20 protein-coding genes are annotated in these 20,148 nt (G+C 70.3%); 11 read left to right on the forward strand and 9 right to left on the reverse strand.

What is annotated here, in order from left to right:
• Entirely contained in the window at nt 1-447 is a 447-nt protein-coding gene (locus tag OG568_RS16000) for a MazG nucleotide pyrophosphohydrolase domain-containing protein (protein WP_266430387.1), read from the reverse strand.
• A gap of 83 nt (nt 448-530) precedes the next feature.
• Between OG568_RS16000 and OG568_RS16005 the strand changes: the two genes are divergently transcribed.
• Entirely contained in the window at nt 531-1,529 is a 999-nt protein-coding gene (locus OG568_RS16005; protein WP_266430390.1) for a TAXI family TRAP transporter solute-binding subunit, read from the forward strand.
• Between the two features lie 61 nt (nt 1,530-1,590).
• On the opposite strand, the gene OG568_RS16010 is transcribed toward OG568_RS16005, so the two are convergent.
• Nucleotides 1,591-3,000, reverse strand: a complete 1,410-nt coding sequence (locus OG568_RS16010; RefSeq protein ID WP_329532072.1) for a sensor histidine kinase — start codon at nt 2,998-3,000, stop codon at nt 1,591-1,593.
• Nucleotides 3,001-3,009: 9 nt separating this feature from the next.
• Nucleotides 3,010-3,696, reverse strand: coding sequence for a response regulator transcription factor (locus OG568_RS16015; protein WP_329363591.1), 687 nt, complete (start codon nt 3,694-3,696; stop codon nt 3,010-3,012).
• Between the two features lie 286 nt (nt 3,697-3,982).
• Here OG568_RS16015 and OG568_RS16020 point away from each other — a divergent pair, with 286 nt between their 5' ends.
• The 8 genes from OG568_RS16020 to OG568_RS16055 all read left to right on the forward strand — a co-directional run bounded on the left by OG568_RS16020 (nt 3,983) and on the right by OG568_RS16055 (nt 10,710).
• On the forward strand, nt 3,983-4,759 hold the full coding sequence (locus tag OG568_RS16020; RefSeq protein WP_266430398.1) for an amino acid ABC transporter ATP-binding protein: 777 nt from the start codon (nt 3,983-3,985) through the stop codon (nt 4,757-4,759).
• Between the two features lie 209 nt (nt 4,760-4,968).
• On the forward strand, nt 4,969-5,808 hold the full coding sequence (locus tag OG568_RS16025; protein WP_329532073.1) for a glutamate ABC transporter substrate-binding protein: 840 nt from the start codon (nt 4,969-4,971) through the stop codon (nt 5,806-5,808).
• A 79-nt stretch (nt 5,809-5,887) separates the two neighbouring features.
• The gene (locus OG568_RS16030; protein ID WP_266586451.1) at nt 5,888-6,553 is read left to right on the forward strand and encodes an amino acid ABC transporter permease; all 666 of its coding nucleotides are present in this window, start codon (nt 5,888-5,890) and stop codon (nt 6,551-6,553) included.
• The gene (locus tag OG568_RS16035; protein WP_329532074.1) at nt 6,550-7,446 is read left to right on the forward strand and encodes an amino acid ABC transporter permease; all 897 of its coding nucleotides are present in this window, start codon (nt 6,550-6,552) and stop codon (nt 7,444-7,446) included. The genes OG568_RS16030 and OG568_RS16035 overlap by 4 nt, the downstream gene beginning before the upstream one ends.
• Nucleotides 7,447-7,622: 176 nt before the next feature.
• Nucleotides 7,623-9,464 carry an FAD-dependent monooxygenase gene (locus OG568_RS16040; protein ID WP_329532075.1) on the forward strand — a complete coding sequence of 614 codons (1,842 nt, stop codon included), beginning with the start codon at nt 7,623-7,625 and terminating at the stop codon, nt 9,462-9,464.
• A 184-nt stretch (nt 9,465-9,648) separates the two neighbouring features.
• Nucleotides 9,649-9,720, forward strand: a complete 72-nt coding sequence (locus OG568_RS16045) for a putative leader peptide (RefSeq protein WP_311136958.1) — start codon at nt 9,649-9,651, stop codon at nt 9,718-9,720.
• 70 nt (nt 9,721-9,790) lie between these two features.
• Nucleotides 9,791-10,318: a cysteine dioxygenase gene (locus OG568_RS16050; RefSeq protein ID WP_329532076.1), complete on the forward strand. Its 528-nt coding sequence runs from the start codon at nt 9,791-9,793 to the stop codon at nt 10,316-10,318.
• On the forward strand, nt 10,315-10,710 hold the full coding sequence (locus OG568_RS16055) for a rhodanese-like domain-containing protein (RefSeq protein WP_443077664.1): 396 nt from the start codon (nt 10,315-10,317) through the stop codon (nt 10,708-10,710). The genes OG568_RS16050 and OG568_RS16055 overlap by 4 nt, the downstream gene beginning before the upstream one ends.
• Before the next feature lie 123 nt (nt 10,711-10,833).
• Here the strand turns inward: OG568_RS16055 and OG568_RS16060 are convergent, their stop codons facing one another.
• The 4 genes from OG568_RS16060 to recA all read right to left on the reverse strand — a co-directional run bounded on the left by OG568_RS16060 (nt 10,834) and on the right by recA (nt 16,418).
• A complete protein-coding gene (locus OG568_RS16060) occupies nt 10,834-13,404 on the reverse strand; it encodes an ABC transporter permease (RefSeq protein ID WP_329532077.1) in 2,571 nt (856 codons plus the stop codon).
• Nucleotides 13,401-14,168 (reverse strand): ArsR/SmtB family transcription factor, encoded by a 768-nt coding sequence (locus OG568_RS16065; protein WP_329532078.1) that lies wholly within the window; start codon nt 14,166-14,168, stop codon nt 13,401-13,403. The genes OG568_RS16060 and OG568_RS16065 overlap by 4 nt, the downstream gene beginning before the upstream one ends.
• A gap of 204 nt (nt 14,169-14,372) precedes the next feature.
• Nucleotides 14,373-15,290 (reverse strand): recombination regulator RecX, encoded by a 918-nt coding sequence (gene recX, locus OG568_RS16070; RefSeq protein WP_329532079.1) that lies wholly within the window; start codon nt 15,288-15,290, stop codon nt 14,373-14,375.
• 3 nt (nt 15,291-15,293) lie between these two features.
• A complete protein-coding gene (gene recA / locus OG568_RS16075; protein ID WP_266586437.1) occupies nt 15,294-16,418 on the reverse strand; it encodes a recombinase RecA in 1,125 nt (374 codons plus the stop codon).
• A 351-nt stretch (nt 16,419-16,769) separates the two neighbouring features.
• On the opposite strand from recA, the gene OG568_RS16080 reads away from it, so the two are divergent.
• Entirely contained in the window at nt 16,770-17,624 is an 855-nt protein-coding gene (locus OG568_RS16080) for a hypothetical protein (RefSeq protein WP_329532080.1), read from the forward strand.
• 3 nt (nt 17,625-17,627) lie between these two features.
• Here the strand turns inward: OG568_RS16080 and OG568_RS16085 are convergent, their stop codons facing one another.
• Together OG568_RS16085 and OG568_RS16090 are read right to left on the reverse strand one after the other, a co-directional pair.
• A complete protein-coding gene (locus OG568_RS16085) occupies nt 17,628-18,842 on the reverse strand; it encodes an AI-2E family transporter (protein ID WP_329532081.1) in 1,215 nt (404 codons plus the stop codon).
• Between the two features lie 60 nt (nt 18,843-18,902).
• The gene (locus tag OG568_RS16090) at nt 18,903-19,097 is read right to left on the reverse strand and encodes a DUF3046 domain-containing protein (RefSeq protein ID WP_329532082.1); all 195 of its coding nucleotides are present in this window, start codon (nt 19,095-19,097) and stop codon (nt 18,903-18,905) included.
• Nucleotides 19,098-19,177: 80 nt separating this feature from the next.
• Between OG568_RS16090 and OG568_RS16095 the strand changes: the two genes are divergently transcribed.
• A complete protein-coding gene (locus OG568_RS16095) occupies nt 19,178-20,131 on the forward strand; it encodes a hypothetical protein (protein WP_329532083.1) in 954 nt (317 codons plus the stop codon).
• The last annotated feature ends 17 nt before the right edge of the window (nt 20,132-20,148 follow it).

Consider the following 20,148-nt stretch of genomic DNA (forward strand, 5'->3'; position numbering starts at 1 on the left):
TCACACGTCCGCGCCCCTCCACCCCTGACCCCGCAGCACCTCCGACACATCCGGCGCCCGGTAGTGCTCCCCCTTGAGGACCTTGCCGTCGGCCCGGCGGGCGACGCGGCCGTCGGGGCCCAGCTTCGTCATGTTGGAGCGGTGGACCTCGGCGATCACCGCGTCGAGGTCGATGCCGTGGACGAGCGCGGTGCCGTACGCCACATACACGACATCGGCCAGTTCGTGCGCCAGCCGGTCCAGCGGGCCCGAGACCGCGACCTCGGCGACTTCGGCGGCCTCCTCTGCGAGCAGTTCACCGCGGTGGGCGGCGAGCGCCGGGGAGACCTCCGTCGGCGTGCTGCGCGCGTCGAGCCCGAAGGCGAGGTGGAACTCACGGACCAGAGAAGCGGGGGAGGGAACGGGAGAAGTGCCGGAGGGGGTCGAGGAGTCGGGCGAAAGCTGCATCCACCGACCTTACCGAGCCGATGCCGTACCCCCCGTCGGCCCCGCCCTGGCCAGCACGGCCCCCGACTGGCAGGATCGCGCGCATGTTCCTGGCTCTCCCCCGTATCGACAGGCGCCGCGCGCTGTTCGGCTCGGCCGCCGCGTTCGTGGTGCTCGGGCTGCTGTTGTGGTGGCTGCTGCCGCTGGGCGAGGAGTCGCCGGGCGGCAGGATCAGGTTCAGCACGGGCACCCCGACCGGGGTGTACCAGAAGTACGGCACGCTCCTGCAGGCCGCGCTCGCCAAGGACATGCCGCGCCTGGACGTCCAGCTGAAGAACAGCGACGGCTCGCAGGAGAACGTCCGCCGGGTCGCCACGGGCAAGGCCGACTTCACCATCGCGGCGGCGGACGCGGTGGAGACGTACATCCTGGAGAACAAGCCGGGATCGGGCCAACTGCGCGGCTGCGCCCGGCTGTACGACGACTATGTGCACCTGGTCGTCCCGCGCTCCTCGTCCGTGCGGTCGGTGGCGGACCTGCGGGGCAAGAAGGTCGCCGTGGGGCCGGAGGGTTCCGGGGTGAGGCTGATAGCGGAGCATGTGCTGCAGGCGGCCGGGCTCGACTCCACGAAGGACATCAAGCCCTTTCCGGACGGCATCGGGACCATGCCGGACCTGCTCCGAGAGCACAAGATCGACGCGTTCTTCTGGTCGGGCGGACTGCCGACGAGCGCCGTGGATCAGCTGTCGAGGAACTTCGCCATCAGGCTGGTGCCGATCACGGGCGACCTCGTCGCGAAGCTGCACGAGCAGGGCGGCGCCTCCCGCTACTACCGGGCCGCGGTGATGCCCGCCGACGCCTACCCCGAGGCCCAGCACGGCTCGTCCGTGCAGACACTGGCGGTGGCGAACTTCCTGATCACCCGGGACAGCTCGGACGCCCGGCTCACCGAGGAGCTCACCCGTACGGTGATCGACAGCCGCGACCGCATCGGCGGTCAGGTGCACGCGGCCCAGCTGGTGGACCTGCGCACGGCCATCTACACGGATCCGCTGCCGCTGCACGAGGGCGCCCGGCGCTACTACCGCTCGGTCAAGCCGTAGCGCCGGCCACCGCACCCGACCGCCACACCCGGCGACACCTCCCCCGCCCTGTCGGCCCGGCTCACGACTCGGGCCGCGACCTCGGTACCGCCACCGTCACCCTGAGGCCGTGCGGCTCGTGACGGGCGTACGTGATGGAGCCGCCGCCCGCCGAGAGCAGCACCCGCGAGATGGACAGCCCGAGGCCCGACCCCTTGATGTTCTGGTGCCCGGCGCTGCGCCAGAAGCGGTCGCCGATACGGGCCAGTTCCTCGTCGCCGAGGCCCGGACCGCGGTCGGTGACGACCACCGTCGAGACCTCGCCGTTCGACGCGACCGCCACCTCGACGTCCTCCCCCTCGGGCGTGAACTTCAGCGCGTTGTCGATCACCGCGTCCAGGGCGCTGGACAGGGTGACCGGGTCGGCCCAGGCGGTGGTGGCCGGGCAGATACCGGTCAGGCGTACGCCCCTGCTGTCGGCCAGCGGTGACCAGGACGCGACGCGTTCGGCCGTCAGCGCACCGATGTCGGTCAGCCTCAGGTCCGCCTCGGCGTGCTCGGCGAGCGCCAGGTCGAGCAGGTCGTCCAGGACCTCGGCGAGGCGCTTGCCCTCGGTGCGGACCGACGCGATCTCCTCATTGTCCTCCGGCAGTTCGAGCGCGAGCAGTTCGATGCGCAGCAGCAGCGCCGAGAGCGGGTTGCGCAACTGGTGCGAGGCGTCGGCGACGAAGGCGCGCTGCTGCTCCAGAACGTCTTCGACGTTGTCCGCCATCTCGTTGAACGACCGGGCCAGGCGCCTGAGTTCCGGCGGACCGCCCGCGACCGCGACCCGCGACTTCAGCCGCCCGGTCGCGATGTCGTGGGTGGTGGCGTCGAGGACGCGTACGGGCAGGAGCACCCAGCCGGTCAGCCGTAGCGCCGCGCCGAGGGCGAGGAGCATCGCGGCGACCTCGCCCACGCCGATGATCACCCAGCCGTGCAGAATCTTCGAACGCATCTGTCCGGTGGGCGAGTCGGTGACCACGACCGCGATGACGTCACCGTCCCGGATGACCGGGGACGCGACGACGAGCCGGTCGCGCTGCCAGGGCCAGACCTGCTCCGGGTCGTGGCTGCGGCGGCCCACGAGCGCCTCGTTGAAGGCGTCGCGCCGCTCGCCCTTCTCGGGTATGTACCAGTTCTCGGGTGCGTTGGCCATGGGGTCGCGGTCGCGGTAGAAGACACCGACGCGGATGCCGTACACCTCGTGGTATGCGACGAGTTCCTTGCGCAGGGTCTCCCCGCGTTCGTCCGTCGCACCCACCTCGGAGCCGCCGGCCGGCTGCTCGGTGACGAACTGCGCGAGGGCGGCGAAGCGTGCCGTGTCGTCGATGCGGTCGACGACCACACGCTGTTGTTGGGCGGCCGCGACGCTCACGGCGAGCGGGATGCCGAGCGCGAGCAGCACGGCTGCCATCAGGGCGATGAGCAGCGGAAGGAGGCGGGTGCGCACCGGTGCACGCTACGCCGTGGGAGCGACGAGCCGATACCCCACGCCGCGCACGGTCTCGATCAGCGCGGGCATGCGCAGCTTGGAGCGCAGGGACGCGACATGCACCTCCAGGGTGCGCCCGGTCCCCTCCCAACTGGTGCGCCACACCTCGCTGATGATCTGCTCCCGGCGGAAGACCACCCCGGGGCGCTGAGCGAGCAGCGCGAGCAGGTCGAACTCCTTGCGGGTCAGTTGGACGACCGATCCGTCCACGCTGACCTGGCGGGTGGGCAGTTCGATACGGACCGGCCCGAGCCGCAGCGCGGTGTCGCCGGTGGCCGCCGCGTCGTCGTGGACGGTGCGCCGGCTGACGGCGTGGATACGGGCGAGCAGTTCCCCGGTGTCGTAAGGCTTCACCACGTAGTCGTCGGCGCCGAGGTTGAGGCCGTGGATCCGGGACCGTACGTCGGAGCGGGCGGTGACCATGATCACCGGGGTGCTGGTGCGCTTGCGGATCTTGCCGCAGACCTCGTAGCCGTCCTGGTCGGGCAGGCCGAGGTCGAGCAGGATCACGTCGAAGCCGTCGCTCTCGGGGACCAGCGCCCGTAGGGCCTCCTCGCCGCTGCGGGCGTGCGTGACGTCGAAGCCGTGCCGTGCCAGCACCGCGGACAGGGCGGCCGCGACGTGGTTGTCGTCCTCGACGAGCAGCAGTCTCACTCCGGCCCCCTCCGGTTCATCGGTCGTACGGTCTCATCCTGTTGGATGGCGGCGCACACACGTGTGCACCAACGAAGTCACGCCGATGCATCACGACGGCGTCAAGAGGCTTCGGGTCGCGGAGGGCTTCCGTTACCCAGCCGGTACGCGGCCACGTAACCGCTGCTACGACGCGTGTCCGATTGCTACCGGATCGTGATGCTCAAGTTCCCCTCAGATGTAATGACGCTGGTCGCACGGGGTCACTACTGTCCACCGAAACCGAGGAGGACGGAGCCCCAGAGCGATGACCGAAGTATCGGTGGCCAAGGATGCCGTGGCCGCGACCGAGGACCTGGTCGTCCTGAAGAGCGTCAACAAGCACTTCGGCGCGTTGCACGTACTCCAGGACATCGACCTGACGATCGCACGTGGCGAGGTCGTCGTGGTCATCGGGCCCTCCGGGTCCGGAAAGTCCACCCTGTGCCGCACCATCAACCGCCTGGAGACGATCGATTCGGGCGACATCACGATCGACGGCAAGCCGCTGCCCTACGAGGGCAAGGCGCTGGCCCGGCTGCGGGCCGACGTGGGCATGGTCTTCCAGTCCTTCAACCTCTTCGCGCACAAGACGGTGCTCGAGAACGTGATGCTGGGTCAGATCAAGGTCCGCAAGGCCGAGAAGAAGGCGGCCGAGGAGAAGGCCCGCGGACTGCTCGACCGGGTGGGTGTGGGCACCCAGGCGGACAAGTACCCCGCGCAGTTGTCGGGCGGCCAGCAGCAACGGGTCGCGATCGCCCGGGCGTTGGCGATGGACCCCAAGGTCATGCTCTTCGACGAGCCGACCTCGGCACTCGACCCCGAGATGATCAACGAGGTCCTGGAGGTCATGCAGCAGCTCGCGCGCGACGGCATGACCATGATCGTCGTCACCCATGAGATGGGCTTCGCCCGTTCGGCCGCGAACCGGGTGGTCTTCATGGCCGACGGCCGCATCGTCGAGGAGGCGGTGCCGGACCAGTTCTTCAGCAACCCCCGCAGCGACCGCGCCAAGGACTTCCTGTCGAAGATCCTCCACCACTGACGGCCTACGCGCATCCACCACCGACGGCCTACGCGCCTTCATCCCTGACGGCCCGCACGCCTCCATCACCGACGGCCCGGACGCCTTCATCACCGACGGCCCGCGCGCCTTCATCACCGACGTTCGTCACCGAACCGCGGTCCCTTACTGAAGACCTGCATCCGACTCGCATCTGACCGCATCTCTTCACCACGCAAAGGATGTTCACCATGAAGCTCCGCAAGGTCGCCGCCGCCTCGGCCGTCGTACTCGCGCTCGCCGTGACCGCCACGGCGTGCGGCTCCGACGACAAGAAGGACAGCGGTTCCTCGAGCAGCGGCGGCGGCAAGATCACCGTCGGCATCAAGTTCGACCAGCCGGGCATCGGCCAGAAGACCCCGCAGGGCTACGCGGGCTTCGACGTCGACGTCGCCACGTACGTCGCCGGAAAGCTCGGCTACAAGCCCGACCAGATCGAGTGGAGGGAAACGAAGAGCGCCGACCGCGAGAACGCGCTCTCGCGCGGTGACATCGACTTCATCGCCGCCTCCTACTCGATCACCCCCGAGCGTCAGCAGAAGGTCGACTTCGCCGGCCCCTACCTGCTCGCCCACCAGGACGTGCTGATCCGCGCCGACGACACCACCATCAAGTCGCCCTCGGACCTCAACAGCAAGAAGCTGTGTTCCGTGACCGGTTCGACCTCGGCGCAGAACGTGCACGACAAGCTGGCGCCCAAGGCCCAGCTCCAGAATCTCCCGACGTACTCGGCCTGCCTGACGGGTCTGCAGAACAAGGCGATCGACGCCCTGACGACGGACGACTCGATCCTCGCCGGCTACGCCTCACAGGCCGCCTTCAAGGGCAAGTTCAAGCTCGGCGGCTTCAAGATGACCAACGAGAACTACGGCATCGGTGTCAAGAAGGGCAGCGACCTCAAGGCCAAGATCAACACGGCTCTTGAGGCGATGGTCTCCGACGGTTCCTGGAAGACGGCCGTGGACAAGAACTTCGGTCCGGCGAACTACAAGAACGAGCCCGCTCCGAAGATCGGCAACATCGTCAGCTGATGTCGGGCCCGCCGGTGCGCCGCCCCCCCGGGGGGGGCGGCGCACCCGGGCATCACCACACGCGGAAGCGCGGGAAATCGTGTTCGACTTTCTTCAAGGTTACGACCTGCTGGGAGCGTTCTGGATGACGGTGAAACTCACCGTCATCTCAGCCGTCGGCTCCCTCATATGGGGAACCCTGCTGGCCGGCATGCGGGTCGGTCCGGTGCCTCTCATGCGCGGTTTCGGCACCGCCTACGTGAACATCGTGCGGAACATCCCGCTGACCGTGATCATCCTGTTCACCTCACTGGGCCTCAACCAGACCCTCGGGGTCAGTCTCGGCGCGGACAAGTTCGATACGATCAACTTCCGGCTTGCCGTGCTCGGCCTGATCGCGTACACCTCGGCCTTCGTCTGTGAAGCTCTGCGCTCCGGCATCAACACCGTGCCCGTCGGGCAGGCGGAGGCGGCCCGCGCCATCGGTCTGAACTTCACCCAGGTCCTGACTCTGGTCGTGCTTCCCCAGGCGTTCCGTTCGGTCGTCGGTCCACTGACGAACGTGCTGATCGCCCTGACGAAGAACACCACGGTGGCGGCCGCGATCGGTGTCGCCGAAGCGGCCACCCTGATGAAGTCCATGATCGAGAACGAGGCCCAACTCGTCGCGATCTCCGCCGTCTTCGCCTTCGGGTTCATGTGTCTGACGCTGCCGACCGGCCTCCTCCTCGGCTGGGTGGGCAAGAAGGTGGCGGTGAAGCGATGACGTCCGTCCTGTACGACGCCCAGGGCCCCCGCGCCAAGCGGCGCAACATCCTCTACTCGGCGCTGTTCCTGGTCGCCTTCGCGGCCCTGTTGTGGTGGGTGATCACCAGCCTCAACGACAAGGACCAGCTCGCCTGGGAGAAGTGGAAGCCCTTCGTCCATGGCGAGGCCTGGAGCACGTACCTCTGGCCAGGACTGCAGAACACCCTGAAGGCCGCGGCCCTCTCCATGGTCATCGCCCTGCCGCTCGGCGCCGTCCTCGGCATCGCCCGGCTCTCCGACCACGCCTGGATCCGGATACCCGCGGCCGCGATCGTGGAGTTCTTCCGCGCCATCCCGGTGCTGGTCCTCATGATCTTCGCCGTCGCCTCGTACTCCGAGTACACGAACATCAGCTCGGACGACCGTCCGCTCTACGCGGTCATCACGGGACTGGTGCTCTACAACTCCTCGGTCCTCGCGGAGATCGTCCGCGCGGGCATCCTGTCGCTGCCCAAGGGGCAGTCCGAGGCGGCCATGGCCGTCGGTCTGCGCAAGAACCAGGTCATGCGGTTCATCCTGCTGCCGCAGGCGGTCACCGCGATGCTCCCGGCGATCGTCAGCCAGCTCGTCGTGATCGTGAAGGACACCGCGCTCGGCGGCGCGGTCCTGACCTTCCCCGAGCTGCTCGCCTCCGTCGGTCCGATGAGCGCGTACTACGGCGCGAACACCATCGCCAGCTTCACTGTCGTGGCCCTGATCTACATCGCGCTCAACTTCAGCCTCACGAGCTTCGCGAGCTGGCTCGAGGGACGACTGCGGCGCGGCAAGAAGTCGACGGGCGTGGTGCTCGCGCCGGCCGCGGTCGGGGGCACGGAGTCGACCGGCGCGGGTGGCGCGGGTGGCATCATCTGACGGATCCTCACCCTGCGTCGGCGTCAACGGGGGCAGTGGCTTGATCACCACTGCCCCCGTCACTTGACGCAAGCACCGGCAATGGGTTGCATACGTTCTGTGATCGTGCACCCCGTTCCAACTGCCTGTTCCCGAACGTTCCTCAGGACACCGCTCCGGGCAGGGGGCCGCGCGCCGTGGACCCGGTGATCATCGTCGGCGCGGGGCCCGTGGGCCTCACGCTGGCCCTTGCGCTGGCCCGCCAGGAGGTCCCCTCCGTGGTCCTCGACGAGGGGCCGGGCAAGGACGAACAACGGCTCGCGCGGACGGTGGTGCTGCGCGAGGACACCGCCGCGCTCGTCGAACGCCTGACGGGCCTGCCCCTCGCCGATGCCGGTTTCCGTTGGGCCGGATGGCGGTCGATGCGGCGCAAGCAGGTGATGCGCGAGATCGCATTCGATCCCAGGGGATCCGACACGGACCCGCTGGACTTCGAAGCGGATCTGCGAGGTCTCGGGGGCGCGGCGCACGGCTCGGAAAGCGGCGCGCAGGCCTTCGGGGGCGCCTCCGGTGGCGGCGCGCACGGCTCGGCGAGCGGCGCCCAGCGCTCCGAGGGAAGTGCTCGGAACCCGAAGGGGAGCGCGCAGAGCCAGAAAAGCGCCGGGGTCGGCCCGACCGGGGACGCGCAGGACTCCGAAGGCGCCCACGCGCCCGCCCCACTGCACCTCGCCCAGCACGCGCTGACCGGCGCCCTGCGCGAGGCCATCAGCCACGAGCGGCTGATCAAGGTCGCCGTGAACAGCCGCCTCGACTCGATCGAACAGGAGTCCTCGGGCGTCACCGTGCACACCCGCGGCCCCAACGGCACGTGGTGGCGCGGCAGTTACGTCGTCGGCTGCGACGGACCGCGCTCGACCGTGCGCAAACTCCAGGACATCCGCTTCCCGGGGCGTACGGCCGTCGAACGGCACGCCGTGGCGGCGCTGCGTGCCGAACTCCCCTGGCCCGGCCAGGCGTTGTTGCACCGGATGCCACCGTGGCGGACATCGGGCCCCTCGGGCGGTGAGGTGACCGCGCGCCCCCTCGCCGACGACGTGTGGCGGCTGGACTGGCTGCTGCCGCCCGGCAAGGACCTGGTCACCCCCGACCTGCTGGTGGCACGCATCCGCGAGACGCTCGCGGGCTGGAACGACGGCTCCACACCCCCGTACGACCTGCTCGACACCGGAGTCCACACCGTCCACCACCGCCTCGCCCGCCGCTGGCGCGTCGGCCGGGTCTTCCTCGCCGGGGACGCCGCGCACCTGCTCGGCGCGCTCGGCACCCAGGGCCTGGACGAGGGCCTGCGGGACGCCGACAACCTCGCCTGGAAGCTGGCGCTCGCCTGGCACCACGGCCCGCACGAGGCGCTGCTCGACAGTTACCAGGCGGAGCGGCGGGCCGTCGTCGCCGCCCGGCTGCGCGCGGCCGACCAGGCGTTGCCGCTGCTACGAAGCGGCGGAGGCCTGCGCTCGTACGTCCCCGGGTCGGCCCGTGGCCACGACACGCTGCTCACGGACGGCCATCTGGGGCGCGGCCCGCTGGGTGCGCCAGGGGCGTACGCCGACTCGCCGCTCGCGCCCGCGCACACCGAGTCGGAGACCCCGGTGGACACGGCGCCCGGTGCGCCGGTCGTCGACGTACGCGTGACCGCGGAGGACGGCTCGTTCGTACGGCTGCGGGACCGGCTCGGGCGCGGGGCGCTGCTCGTCGTACTGATCGCTCCGGGTACCGGCGTGTGGGCGCGCAAGCACTGGGTGACGGCCGGGATCATGCCCCGGCTCGCGGCCGCCGTGACCGCGCTGCCGCACCGCGCCGAGTTGCTGGTCGCCGAGAGCTATCCCGGCGCCGCGGCCCACACCGTGCTCCTGGTGCGCCCCGACGGCCACCTGGTCACCGCGCTGAGCGGGGTGCGCCCGGCCGACCTGTACGCGGCGGCCGAGGCGACCCTGGGCGGCCCCGCCCTGGCGGAGGCGGAGACCGCGGCGAGCTCGACCTGACAACCCCGGTGGTCCGGCCCGCCCGGACCACCATGGTCAGGTCGCCGAACTCGCCCGGGCCGAAACCGTCCGGGGGGAGCCACGGCCATCGCACCACCCTCGGTCACCCGATGGTCCACATAGTGACAGTGAGTTGACCGGCCCACACCGCCATGGTCTACTCCGGATCGTGACCGACACCTGTGTGCGCCTGTGGCGGAGGGTCCATATGGACCTCGTCCGCTATGCGGGCTGCGTGTGTCGTCCGTCCCGCTGAATTCGCATCCCTTGCCGCGCGCATCTCATCTGCTGCCGCGCGCCCCACGCGAACGCCCAGGACGGTACCCGTGTCTGTGTCACCCTCTGTCTCCGCGCCTGTCCAGGCCCCTACCCAGGCCGACCTGCTCGACTTCGTGCGCCGCACCGCCGCCGACTCCGAACTGATCGCTTCCCTCCCGCTCGACCCCGAAGGCCGCACCTGGGTACGCCTGGAGGGCCCCGGCGGCAGCGAGGCCTGGCTCATCGGCTGGCCCCCCGGTACCGGCACCGGCTGGCACGACCACGCCGACTCGGTCGGCGCCTTCGTCGCCGCGGCGGGCGGGCTCAAGGAGCACTCGCTCGCCGCCCGCCTGCCCACCGACGGCTGGAAGACCCTCGAGCTCTCCGAGGACGTCGACCGCGAGCGTCGGCTGCCGGCCGGCAAGGGCCGCTCCTTCGGCCGCCACCACGTGCACGAGGTGCTCAACGAGTCCACCGAGGAGCACGCGATCTCCGTCCACGCGTACTACCCACCCCTGCCGCGCATCCGCCGCTACAGCCGTACGGGCCAGGTGCTGCGCCTGGAGCACGTCGAGCGTCCGGAGGACTGGCAGTGAGCGCGCCCCGCCCGGTGGGCATCGACACATTGCTGGAACGGGTCCGCGAGGGACTCGACCGGGTGCAGGCCGAGGAGGCCTACTCCGCCGCGCAGGCCGGCGAAGCCCTCCTCGTCGACATCCGGTACGCCGCCCTGCGCGAGCGCGACGGACTGATCCCCGGCGCCCTCGTCGTCGAGCGCAACGAACTGGAGTGGCGGCTCGACCCCCAGGGCAGCCACCGCGCCCCGGAGGCCACGAGCCACGATCTGCGAGTCGTGGTGATCTGCAACGAGGGCTACGCGTCCAGCCTCGCCGCCGTCTCCCTCCAGCAGCTCGGGCTGCACCGGGCGACCGACCTGGTGGGCGGCTTCCAGGCGTGGAAGGCGGCCGGCTTCCCGGTGACGGCCTAGCTCCCGGCTCCCGATCACCGTGCGGCGGTACGCACTTGGTTGCGGTACGCACTTGGTGGGCGCCCCTGGTGTAAGGGGCGCTCACCCTTGCCTACCGCCCCTTACCCCTTTGCGCCACTCCTCTTACTCCTTGGCCGTGGCCACCATGACCGGGGGCACCCGCAACGCCACCCGGCCCGGCAGCCCGGTGCCGACCAGCGCGAGCAGCCCGGCGATCGCCACCACGGTGACGTACACCAGGGGCGTGACCGCCGGAGCCGCCCGGCCCGTCATGCCGACGCTGAACGCGGTCAGGACGGCGAGCGCGATTCCGCTGCCGAGCGCGGTGGCGAGCAGCAGGACCGAGAGCGCCTCCGTGCGCAGCATCCCCAGCACCTGGCGCCGGGTCGCCCCGGCGAGGCGGAGCAGCGCGAACTCGCGAACACGCTCCGAGACCGACATGGCCAGCGTGTTGACGACGGCGATGGCGGTGAAGGCCAGGACGAGTCCCATGGCGAGGTAGTTGACCTCGGCGTTCGCCTGCTGCCGTGCGGCCTGGATCGAGTCGGCGGCGGCCGGGGCGAGAACGTGGACCCCCGGGAACTCACGGAGGGTAGTCGCGAGTTGTGTCTGTGTGCGGGCGGTGCCGACAAGGACGGAGGTCGCGAGTGGGTTGTCCACATGACGGGCGACCAGGTCATGGGCGAAGGTGAGGTCACCGAAACCGAGGCCCTTGGCGTAGACGGCCACGACGGTGAGCGTGACGGGCGTTCCGTCACCCAGCGTGAGTTTCAGAGAGCTTCCGGGCTTCAGGTGGAGCTGGTCGGCGGCGAGTTCGTTGACGGCGACGGTGTCCTCGGTGAGCTTCTTCAGGGAGCCGGCGGTGACGTCCGGGTCCCAGGTACGGGTGAGGCCCCCGGGGGTGACGCCCTGCGCCGCGTACTTGTCGAGTCCCACCCGGACGGTCGTACGGACCACTTCGGTGACGGTGTCGTGGTGCGTGCGCAGGAGCCGTGCGGCCTCGGCCGGTACGCCGGGGCCCTGGGCGGCCACCACCCAGTCGGCGCGGATGCCCTCGCGGGCCTGGGCGCGGGCCGCGTTGCCCAGGGTCGGCTGGACGAAGAGAACGGTGCAGGTCATGCCGATGAGGAGGGTGAGAGGAGTGACTACGGAGGCCATCCGGGCGGCATGGCCACGGAGGTTGGCACGCGCCAGGCGACTACTGGGTCCGGTCAGCGCGAGCGCGCCTCCGAGTACGGCTACGGCCGCCCTGACCAGCAACGGACCGAGCAGCGCGACGGAGGAGGCGAGGACCACGACGGCCAGGAAGGTCACGGGTGTCGAGGCGGGTTCGGTGCGCAGAACACTGAGCAGGGCGACGAGGACGGCACCGCCGGCGAGCAGGGCGAGACCCATGAGGATCCGTCCCCATGCCGGGCGGGCGCGCTCGGCCCTGGCTTCGGCGAGCGCCTCGGCAGGGCGGATCCGGACGATCCGGCGTGAGGAGATACGGGCGGCGGCCCAGGCACCGAGCAGTGTCGCGGCGAGCGCGGCGAACGGCGGGAAGACGCCGACGGTGTGCTGAAGCGTGGCCGGCACGGCCCCCATGGCCACGAACCGGCCGTGCAGCCAGCTGCCCAGCGGTAGCCCCACCAGCGCGCCGGTGGTACCCGCGGCCGCTCCGACGATCAGTGCCTCACGGCCGAGGAGCGCCCGGATCTGCCCCGGGGTGGCGGCGATGGCGCGCAGCAGGGCGAGTTCGCGATGGCGCTGCTGCACGGAGAGCGCGAAGGTACCGACGACCACGAGGACGGCCACGAGCAGTGAGGTGCCACCCATCGCACCACCCATGCTGACCAGCTTCGTACGCGCGGCGGCCGCGTCCAGGAACTCCACGGGCCCTCGGCCGTCACCGGCGCTGACCTGCGCGGTCCTACCGTGCGGCGCCTTGGTTGCGGACACCGTCCCGCTTCCTTGCAGCGCCTTGGTGACGGACCGCTGGAGCGCGGCCGTGTCCGTGCCCTTGACGGGAAGCACCCCGAAGGCGGTGACCTGCCCGTTGTGCGCGGCGAGGCGACGGGCCTCGGCGGTGGAGAAGAAGAGGGCGGTCTGGTGCCGCACCTCCTGGGCGGGGGCGGCTATTCCGGTCACCCGGTAGGTCCGCGGGCTCTGCGTCGACTGCACGGTGAGCCGGTCACCGGGCTCGAGGTGAGCGCGCTCGGCGAGATGGCGGTCGATGACGAGATCACCGTCGGCCTCGGGCGCGGTGCCGGTGGTGAGGGTGTAGGGGGTCAGCGCGGCGGAGTCCCAGGCGTGCCCGTAGGCGGGCCGGTTCTTGTCGACGGCCCCGCCCGGTACCAAGGGCTCGGCCAGGAAGGTCAGTTCGGGGACGACCTCACGCACGCCGGGAGCCCGCCGGAGCTCGGTGGCGAGGTCGTCCGGGAGCCAGGCCCGTTCGGCGATCGGCTTGGCCTTGTGTTTGACCTTGGTCTTGCCCTTCTTGTGTTTGACGGTGGTCTGGTGGACGTTCTGGTCGGCGGAGACCACGACAGGGGTCGCGGCATACCGTTCAGTGGCGATCGTGCCACGCAGGCCGGTCTCGAGGAGGGTCCCGCAGGCGGTGATGAGGGCGGCCGCGCACAGCAAGGCGAAGAACGCACCGAGGAAGCCACCTTTGCGGGCCCGGACGGTCCGCAGGGCGTAGCGCAGCATCATGAGGGTTCGCTCCCTGGTCTGTCGTGGGGTGCCGGGCGGTTCTCGGGCCCGGTGTCGGCGGCGGTGTCGGGGGCCGGGAAGGCGAGGAACCGGGTGAACACGGTGCGGGCGCCGGGCGGGGTGTCGGCCTCGGGGCGCTTGTAGCGGTTGAGGAGCACGATGTACTCCTCGAAGAACGCGCGGAGTTCGGGGAGCGTCAGCCGGATGCTTCCACGCGAGTAGGGGAAGGCGTCGACCCAGGGATCGGCTGCGCCCGCCTTCCCGTGCGCCCGCTGCGTCCGCCCCGGTCCCCGTGCTTCTGCCCCTGCCGCCGCCCCTGCTCCCACCCCTGTCGGCATCTGCAGTTGCATCTGCTCGAAGAGTTCGAGGTCGGCGGCGTACGCGTGATGGTTCAGCTCGTCCATGACGAGGCGCATCTCGGGGCTCTGCCGACTGCGCGGCGGGAATCGGCGGTCACCGGGGACGGCACGCCACCAGCGCTCCCTGCCGTGTCCGCCCGCCTCCGCCGGCTGGTCGGCCTCCTCCACGAAGCCGTACCGAGCGAGCTCGCGCAGGTGGTAGCTGGTGGCTCCGGTGTTGAGCCCGAGCGCCCTGGCCAGCGTCGCCGAGGTGGCGGGGCCGTGCACGGTGAGGTGCTGAAGCATCCGCTGCCGACGGGGCTGTGCGAGGGCCTTGAGTGTCGCGAGGTCGGAGAGCTCGGTGGGGGCGCGCGGAGTCTCCTCGTCCCGCCCCGCCAAGGGTTCCGCGCCGGGTTCCTGTGCCATGCGTACACAGTCCTCTGTGCACAGGCACCTGTGCATTGCGGCGACCCGGCGTCTCCCTCCGGGGGTTAACCCCACCTTCACGAAGGGGAGTTGGACTTGGGCAGTCCTGGATGGGGGGCGGGGTCTGGTTCAGGACCGGGTTCTGAATCCAGTTACCAGGCCCAGGCCCGGCACCGGCACCGGCACCGGCACCGATCCCCACGGTCAGAACCCCTCGTCCCCCAACCCCTCCGTGTCCTCGCCCTCTTCCTCCAGGGCCTGGCGAACCACGCGCAGCGCCATCCCCTCGCCGTAGCCCTTGCGGGCGAGCATGCCCGCAAGGCGTCGCAACCGCTTGTCGCGGTCGAGGCCGCGCGTGGAGCGGAGCTTGCGCGCGACGAGTTCGCGCGCCGTCGCCTCCTCCTGCTCGGAGTCGAGCTGCCCGACGGCCTCGTCGATCAGCGTCGAGTCCACGCCTTTGGTCCGCAGCTCCCGCGCGAGCGCCCGCCGGGCCAGACCCCGGCCATGGTGCCGGGACTCCACCCAGGCGTCCGCGAAGGCGCCGTCGTTGATCAGGCCGACCTCCTCGAACCGTGACAGCACCTCGTCCGCGACGTCGTCGGGAATCTCCCGCTTGCGCAGCGCGTCCGCGAGCTGCTTCCGCGTGCGCGGGGTTCCGGTGAGCAGGCGCAGACAGATCGCCCGCGCCTGCTCAGCCGGGTCCCCCGGGGGCTCCCCCTTCTCGGCCCTCGACGAGGAAGGAGTGCCTCCGTCCTGTGGGTCGTCGGACGGCTCTCCGAAACCGCCACGCCGCCGACGCCCTCGTCCACCACGCGGCCCTCCGTCGCCGCGCCGGCCCCCGCCACGGCGCGATCCACTGCCCGGAGAACCGAGACCGTCCGTCAGGCCGTCACCGTCGCCCGCCGGACCGTCACTGCCGTACGGATCCCCGCCGTGGAACCCCTCGGAGCCATACGTGTCACCGGAGTACGTGGAGGAGGCGCCATACGTCTCGTCCCCGTACGGCCCGTCCCCGCCGTGCGCTCTTTCACCGTCTCCGGCCGAGTCGCCGTTCCCCCCGTGCCCCTGCCCCCGCGGGGGGACGGGGTAGGCGTACTCGGCCCAGTCGGTTCGTCGCGTCATGGACTAGCTCTTGGCCGCCGCGGCCTTGGACTTGGTGGTCTTGGCCGCCGGAGCGGGCACCGTCTTCGCGGCCTCGTCCGAAGCGGTCGTGACCGCCGCGTCCGCGCCCGGCTCGGCGGTGGGCTCCGCAGGCCTCACACCGACGCCCAGCTTCTCCAGGATCTTCTTCTCGATCTCGTTGGCGAGGTCGGGGTTGTCCTTCAGGAAGTTGCGCGCGTTCTCCTTGCCCTGGCCGAGCTGGTCGCCCTCGTACGTGTACCAGGCGCCGGCCTTGCGGACGAAGCCGTGCTCCACGCCCATGTCGATCAGGCCGCCCTCGCGGCTGATGCCGTGCCCGTAGAGGATGTCGAACTCGGCCTGCTTGAAGGGGGGCGCGACCTTGTTCTTGACGACCTTGACGCGGGTGCGGTTGCCGACCGCGTCGGTGCCGTCCTTCAGCGTCTCGATGCGGCGGATGTCGAGTCGCACCGAGGCGTAGAACTTCAGCGCCCGGCCACCCGTGGTGGTCTCCGGGGAGCCGAACATCACGCCGATCTTCTCGCGCAGCTGGTTGATGAAGATCGCGGTGGTCTTCGACTGGTTGAGCGCGCTGGTGATCTTCCGCAGGGCCTGGCTCATCAGACGGGCCTGCAGACCCACGTGCGAGTCGCCCATCTCGCCCTCGATCTCCGCGCGCGGCACCAGGGCGGCGACGGAGTCGATGACGATCAGGTCGAGCGCGCCGGAGCGGACGAGCATGTCCACGATTTCCAGCGCCTGCTCGCCGTTGTCCGGCTGGGACAGGATCAGGTTGTCGATGTCGACACCGAGCTTCTTCGCGTACTCGGGGTCGAGGGCGTGCTCGGCGTCCACGAAGGCCACCTGGCCGCCGGCCTTCTGCGCGTTCGCCACCGCGTGCAGCGTCAGCGTCGTCTTACCGGAGGACTCCGGGCCGTACACCTCCACCACGCGGCCGCGCGGCAGGCCGCCGACACCGAGGGCCACGTCGAGCGCGGTCGATCCGGTGGGGATGACCTCGATGGGCTCGTTCGGCCGCTCGCCGAGGCGCATCACCGCGCCCTTGCCGAATTGCCGTTCAATCTGTGCGAGCGCGGCGTCGAGCGCCTTCTCGCGGTCCGTACCTGCCATGGGTTCCACCCGGTTTGCTTGAGTCGATCGCTTCACGTCACAGACGCTAACGCCTGCCACTGACAATGCGCCCCGACGCCCGTCCAGCCTGTGGATAACTCGGGTACATATCCGTGAAAATCCTGCTGAAATCCCCGCAGAGATCCCCGCAGAGATCCCCGCCGAGAGTCTCGCCGGAGACTCCATAAGAATGGATGTTCGATTTTGGTGTCAAGCGCATCCCGCGACACCTCCGAGCCTACGTTCGCGGACCGACAGCGGCCGGGATCCCCGCCTACTCCACGGGGCGTACCCCCGGAGTCTTCGGCCGTACGACGACCTCAGGGCCCGGACCGCCGAAGCTCGAACCTCATGGAGAGCCGCAGCGAAACACCCGCTCCCGCCGTGACCACCGCCGTCGCCCCACCGGCACGACCGTCCCTGGCACGACCGTCCCCGCCGCGCCCCGTGTGGCGCGGAGCGTGGCGGGGGGTGCGTCCCGCCGAGCGCCTCTGCCATGCGACCGGTGCGGTGCTGGTGCTCTCCGGGCTGGCGCATCTAGTCGTCTTCGCCGTGGACGGCGGCCCCTGGGACGGGCCCGTCTCCTGGCGCAAGCCCGTCACGTTCGGTCTCTCCTTCGGGCTGACGCTGATCGCACTCACCTGGGTCACGTCGTATCTGCGCATCGCAACGCGTCCACGCTCGGCGCTGCTCGTCGTGTTCGCCGCCGACTGTGTCGTGGAAGTGGCCGGGATCACCCTTCAGGCGTGGCGCCGGGTGCCCTCGCATCTCAACATGGAGACCGGTTTCGACACAGCGGTGTCGATGACGCTCGCGGTGGGCGGCGGGGTTCTCGTGGTGCTGCTCACCGTGTTCGCGGTGGCATCCTTCCGGAACCTGCCCGCGGGTCCCCTGGGGATGCCGCTGGCGCTGCGCTCCGGGTTCGCGATCCTGCTCGTCGCGCTGGCGTCGGGCGTCGCGATGATCGCGCGCGGGGTCGTCCTCACCCGCACCGGCCACCAGGAGGCGGCGTACCACTCGACGGCCCCGCTCAAGCCGCTGCACGGAGTGAGCCTGCACGCCGTGCTGGTCCTGCCCGCGCTGGCCTGGCTGCTGTCCCGCACGCCATGGAGCGACCGGACACGGCACCGGGTCATGTACGCGGCGGTCGGCTGCTATGCGGCGGCGGTCCTGGGCGCCGGGGTGTGGGCGGCCCTCACCTGGTGAACCTCATCGGCCGAGCAGTCCCCGCAGACGGACCCAGAAGGAGGACGTCCTCCTGATCCGGTGGCCGTGCACCCGGGGGTCGTCCGTGACGTCGTACCGCTTCACATAGGCCCCCAGGAATGCCTGGAGGGTGGCGACCGCGGGGATGGCGATCAGGGCGCCGACGGCCCCGAGGAGCGCGGTGCCCACGATGACCGAGCCGAAGGCGACCGCGGGGTGGATGTCCACGGTCTTGGCGGTCAGCTTGGGCTGCAGTACGTAGTTCTCGAACTGCTGGTAGACCACGACGAAGATCAGCACCCACAGCGCGTACCAGGGGTCGACGGTGAAGGCGATCAGCATCGGCAGGGCACCGGCGAGATACGTGCCGATGGTGGGGATGAACTGCGAGACCAGACCCACCCAGACGGCGAGCACGGGCGCGTAGGGCACACCGAGGGCCTGGAGCAGGATGTAGTGCGCGACGCCGGAGATCAGCGCCATCAGACCGCGCGAGTACAGATAGCCGCCCGTCTTGTCGACGGCTATCTCCCACGCGCGCAGCACCTCGGCCTGTCGCGCGGGCGGCAGCACGGAGCACAGCGCGCGCCGCAGCCGGGGCCCGTCCGCCGCGAAGTAGAACGAGAACAGCGCGATCGTCAGCAGCTTGAAGAGACCGCCCAGCACCTGCGCGGACACGTCCAGGACACCGGTCGCGCTGTTCTGCACGTATTTCCGCAGCCAGTCGGAGTGCACCAGGCTGTCCTGGACGTCCACCCGTCTCACGTGGGTGTGGAAGGTCGAGTTGATCCAGTTGATCACCGAGTCCAGATACTCGGGGAAGCCCTCGATCATCTTGATGATCTGACCCGCGAGCATCGAGCCGAGCAGCGTGACGAATCCGGCCGTCACGATCAGCAGACCGAAGAAGACGAGGAAGGTGGCCAACCCCCGGCGCATGCCGTACGAGGCCATCCAGCTCACCGCGGGCTCGATCGCAAGCGCCAGGAAGAACGCGATCAGAATGTTGATCAACAGACCGATGAGCTGGTGGAACGCCCAACTGCCCAGTTGGAACAGGGCGACGAACGTGAGCGCGAGCACCATCGCGCGCGGCAGCCAGCGCGGCATGCGCGCGCCCTGCGCGGCGGCGTCCCCGCCCGGGGGCGGAGTGGGCGGCGTCGTGCCGAAGGGGGATGTCTGCTGGTCGACCTGTGCGGTCTCGTCTGTCGGGGCCACGGGGCAAGTCTCGCCCACTCCACCGACAATCTGTGCCCGGCCCCGGATCTTCGTGGCCCGTCAGCGGTTTTCGTACGGAACGTTCATGGTCGCGCACACCACGCGCCACACCTCCTTGGCCTCCCAGCCGGCGTTCAGCGCCTGGTGCACGGTCCGTCCGCCGAGCTCCGTCATCACATGATCGCGCGCGAAAGTGTCGGCGTACGCCTCACCGAAGTGATCCGCCATCCGCTGCCAGAAGACCGTCAACCGCATGACTCCAGTATCCCGCCCCTGAGAGTGGGCCTGGGCCGGGACCGCTTGCCGAGACCGCTTTCCGTCCTACGGTCTGAGACATGGCCGAATCAGGAGCATCCCCACTCCCCCCGACGCCCCCGGCGCTGACCCCGCTCTCGCGCGCCGGGTACTTCATCTGGCTCACCGCACGCGTGCTGGAGCAGCGCCGTTTCACGTACCACTTCCTGAACACGGATGTCGGCGCCGCCGACGCGGTGGAGACCGCGCTGGCCGCCTACCGCAACGACGACGAGGGATACGGTCACGCGCTCGAACCCGATCTGCGCGGCCCGGTCAGCCAGCCCCTGCACACCGGGCACGCGCTGCGCGTCCTCGACTCGATCGGGCGGTGCGGCGGACAGCGCGTGGAGCGCGTGTGCCGCTATCTGACCTCGGTGTCGACGGCGGACGGCGCGCTGCCGGCGGTCCATTCCAGTCAGCGCGGTTATCCGCACGCTCCTTTCGTGCCGGTCGTCGACGACCCGCCGAGTGAACTCCTCGCCACCGGGCCCGTGGTGGGCCTGCTGCACCGCAACGAGGTGTGGCACGCGTGGCTGTTCCGGGCCACCGACTTCTGCTGGCAGGCGGTCGAGTCATTGGAGAAGTCCCACCCGTACGAGATCGAGGCGGCCGTGGCTTTCTTGGACTCCGCCCCCGACCGCCCGCGCGCGGAGGCCGCCGCCGACCGGCTGGGCCGCCTGGTGCGCGAGCACCGGCTCGCGGCACTGGACCCGGCGTACCTGGAGGAGTTCCCGGTGGCTCCCGGATACGCGCCGGACGAGCACCATTTCCCGCACGACTACGCGAAGACCCCGGGGTCACTCGCGCGCGCGTGGTTCACCGACGAGGAGATGGCGCGCTCGCTCGACTTCCTGGCGGACGAGCAGCGGGAGGACGGCGGCTGGCCGATCCGCTGGCGGCAGTGGGCACCGGGTACCGCCCTGGAGTGCCGCCCCATGGTGACGATCGAGGCCCTGCGCACCCTACGGGCGTACGGGCGGCCCATCGGCTGAGCGATCACGACGGTTCC

The organism is Streptomyces sp. NBC_01450 (assembly GCF_036227505.1).
Lineage (GTDB): Bacteria > Actinomycetota > Actinomycetes > Streptomycetales > Streptomycetaceae > Streptomyces.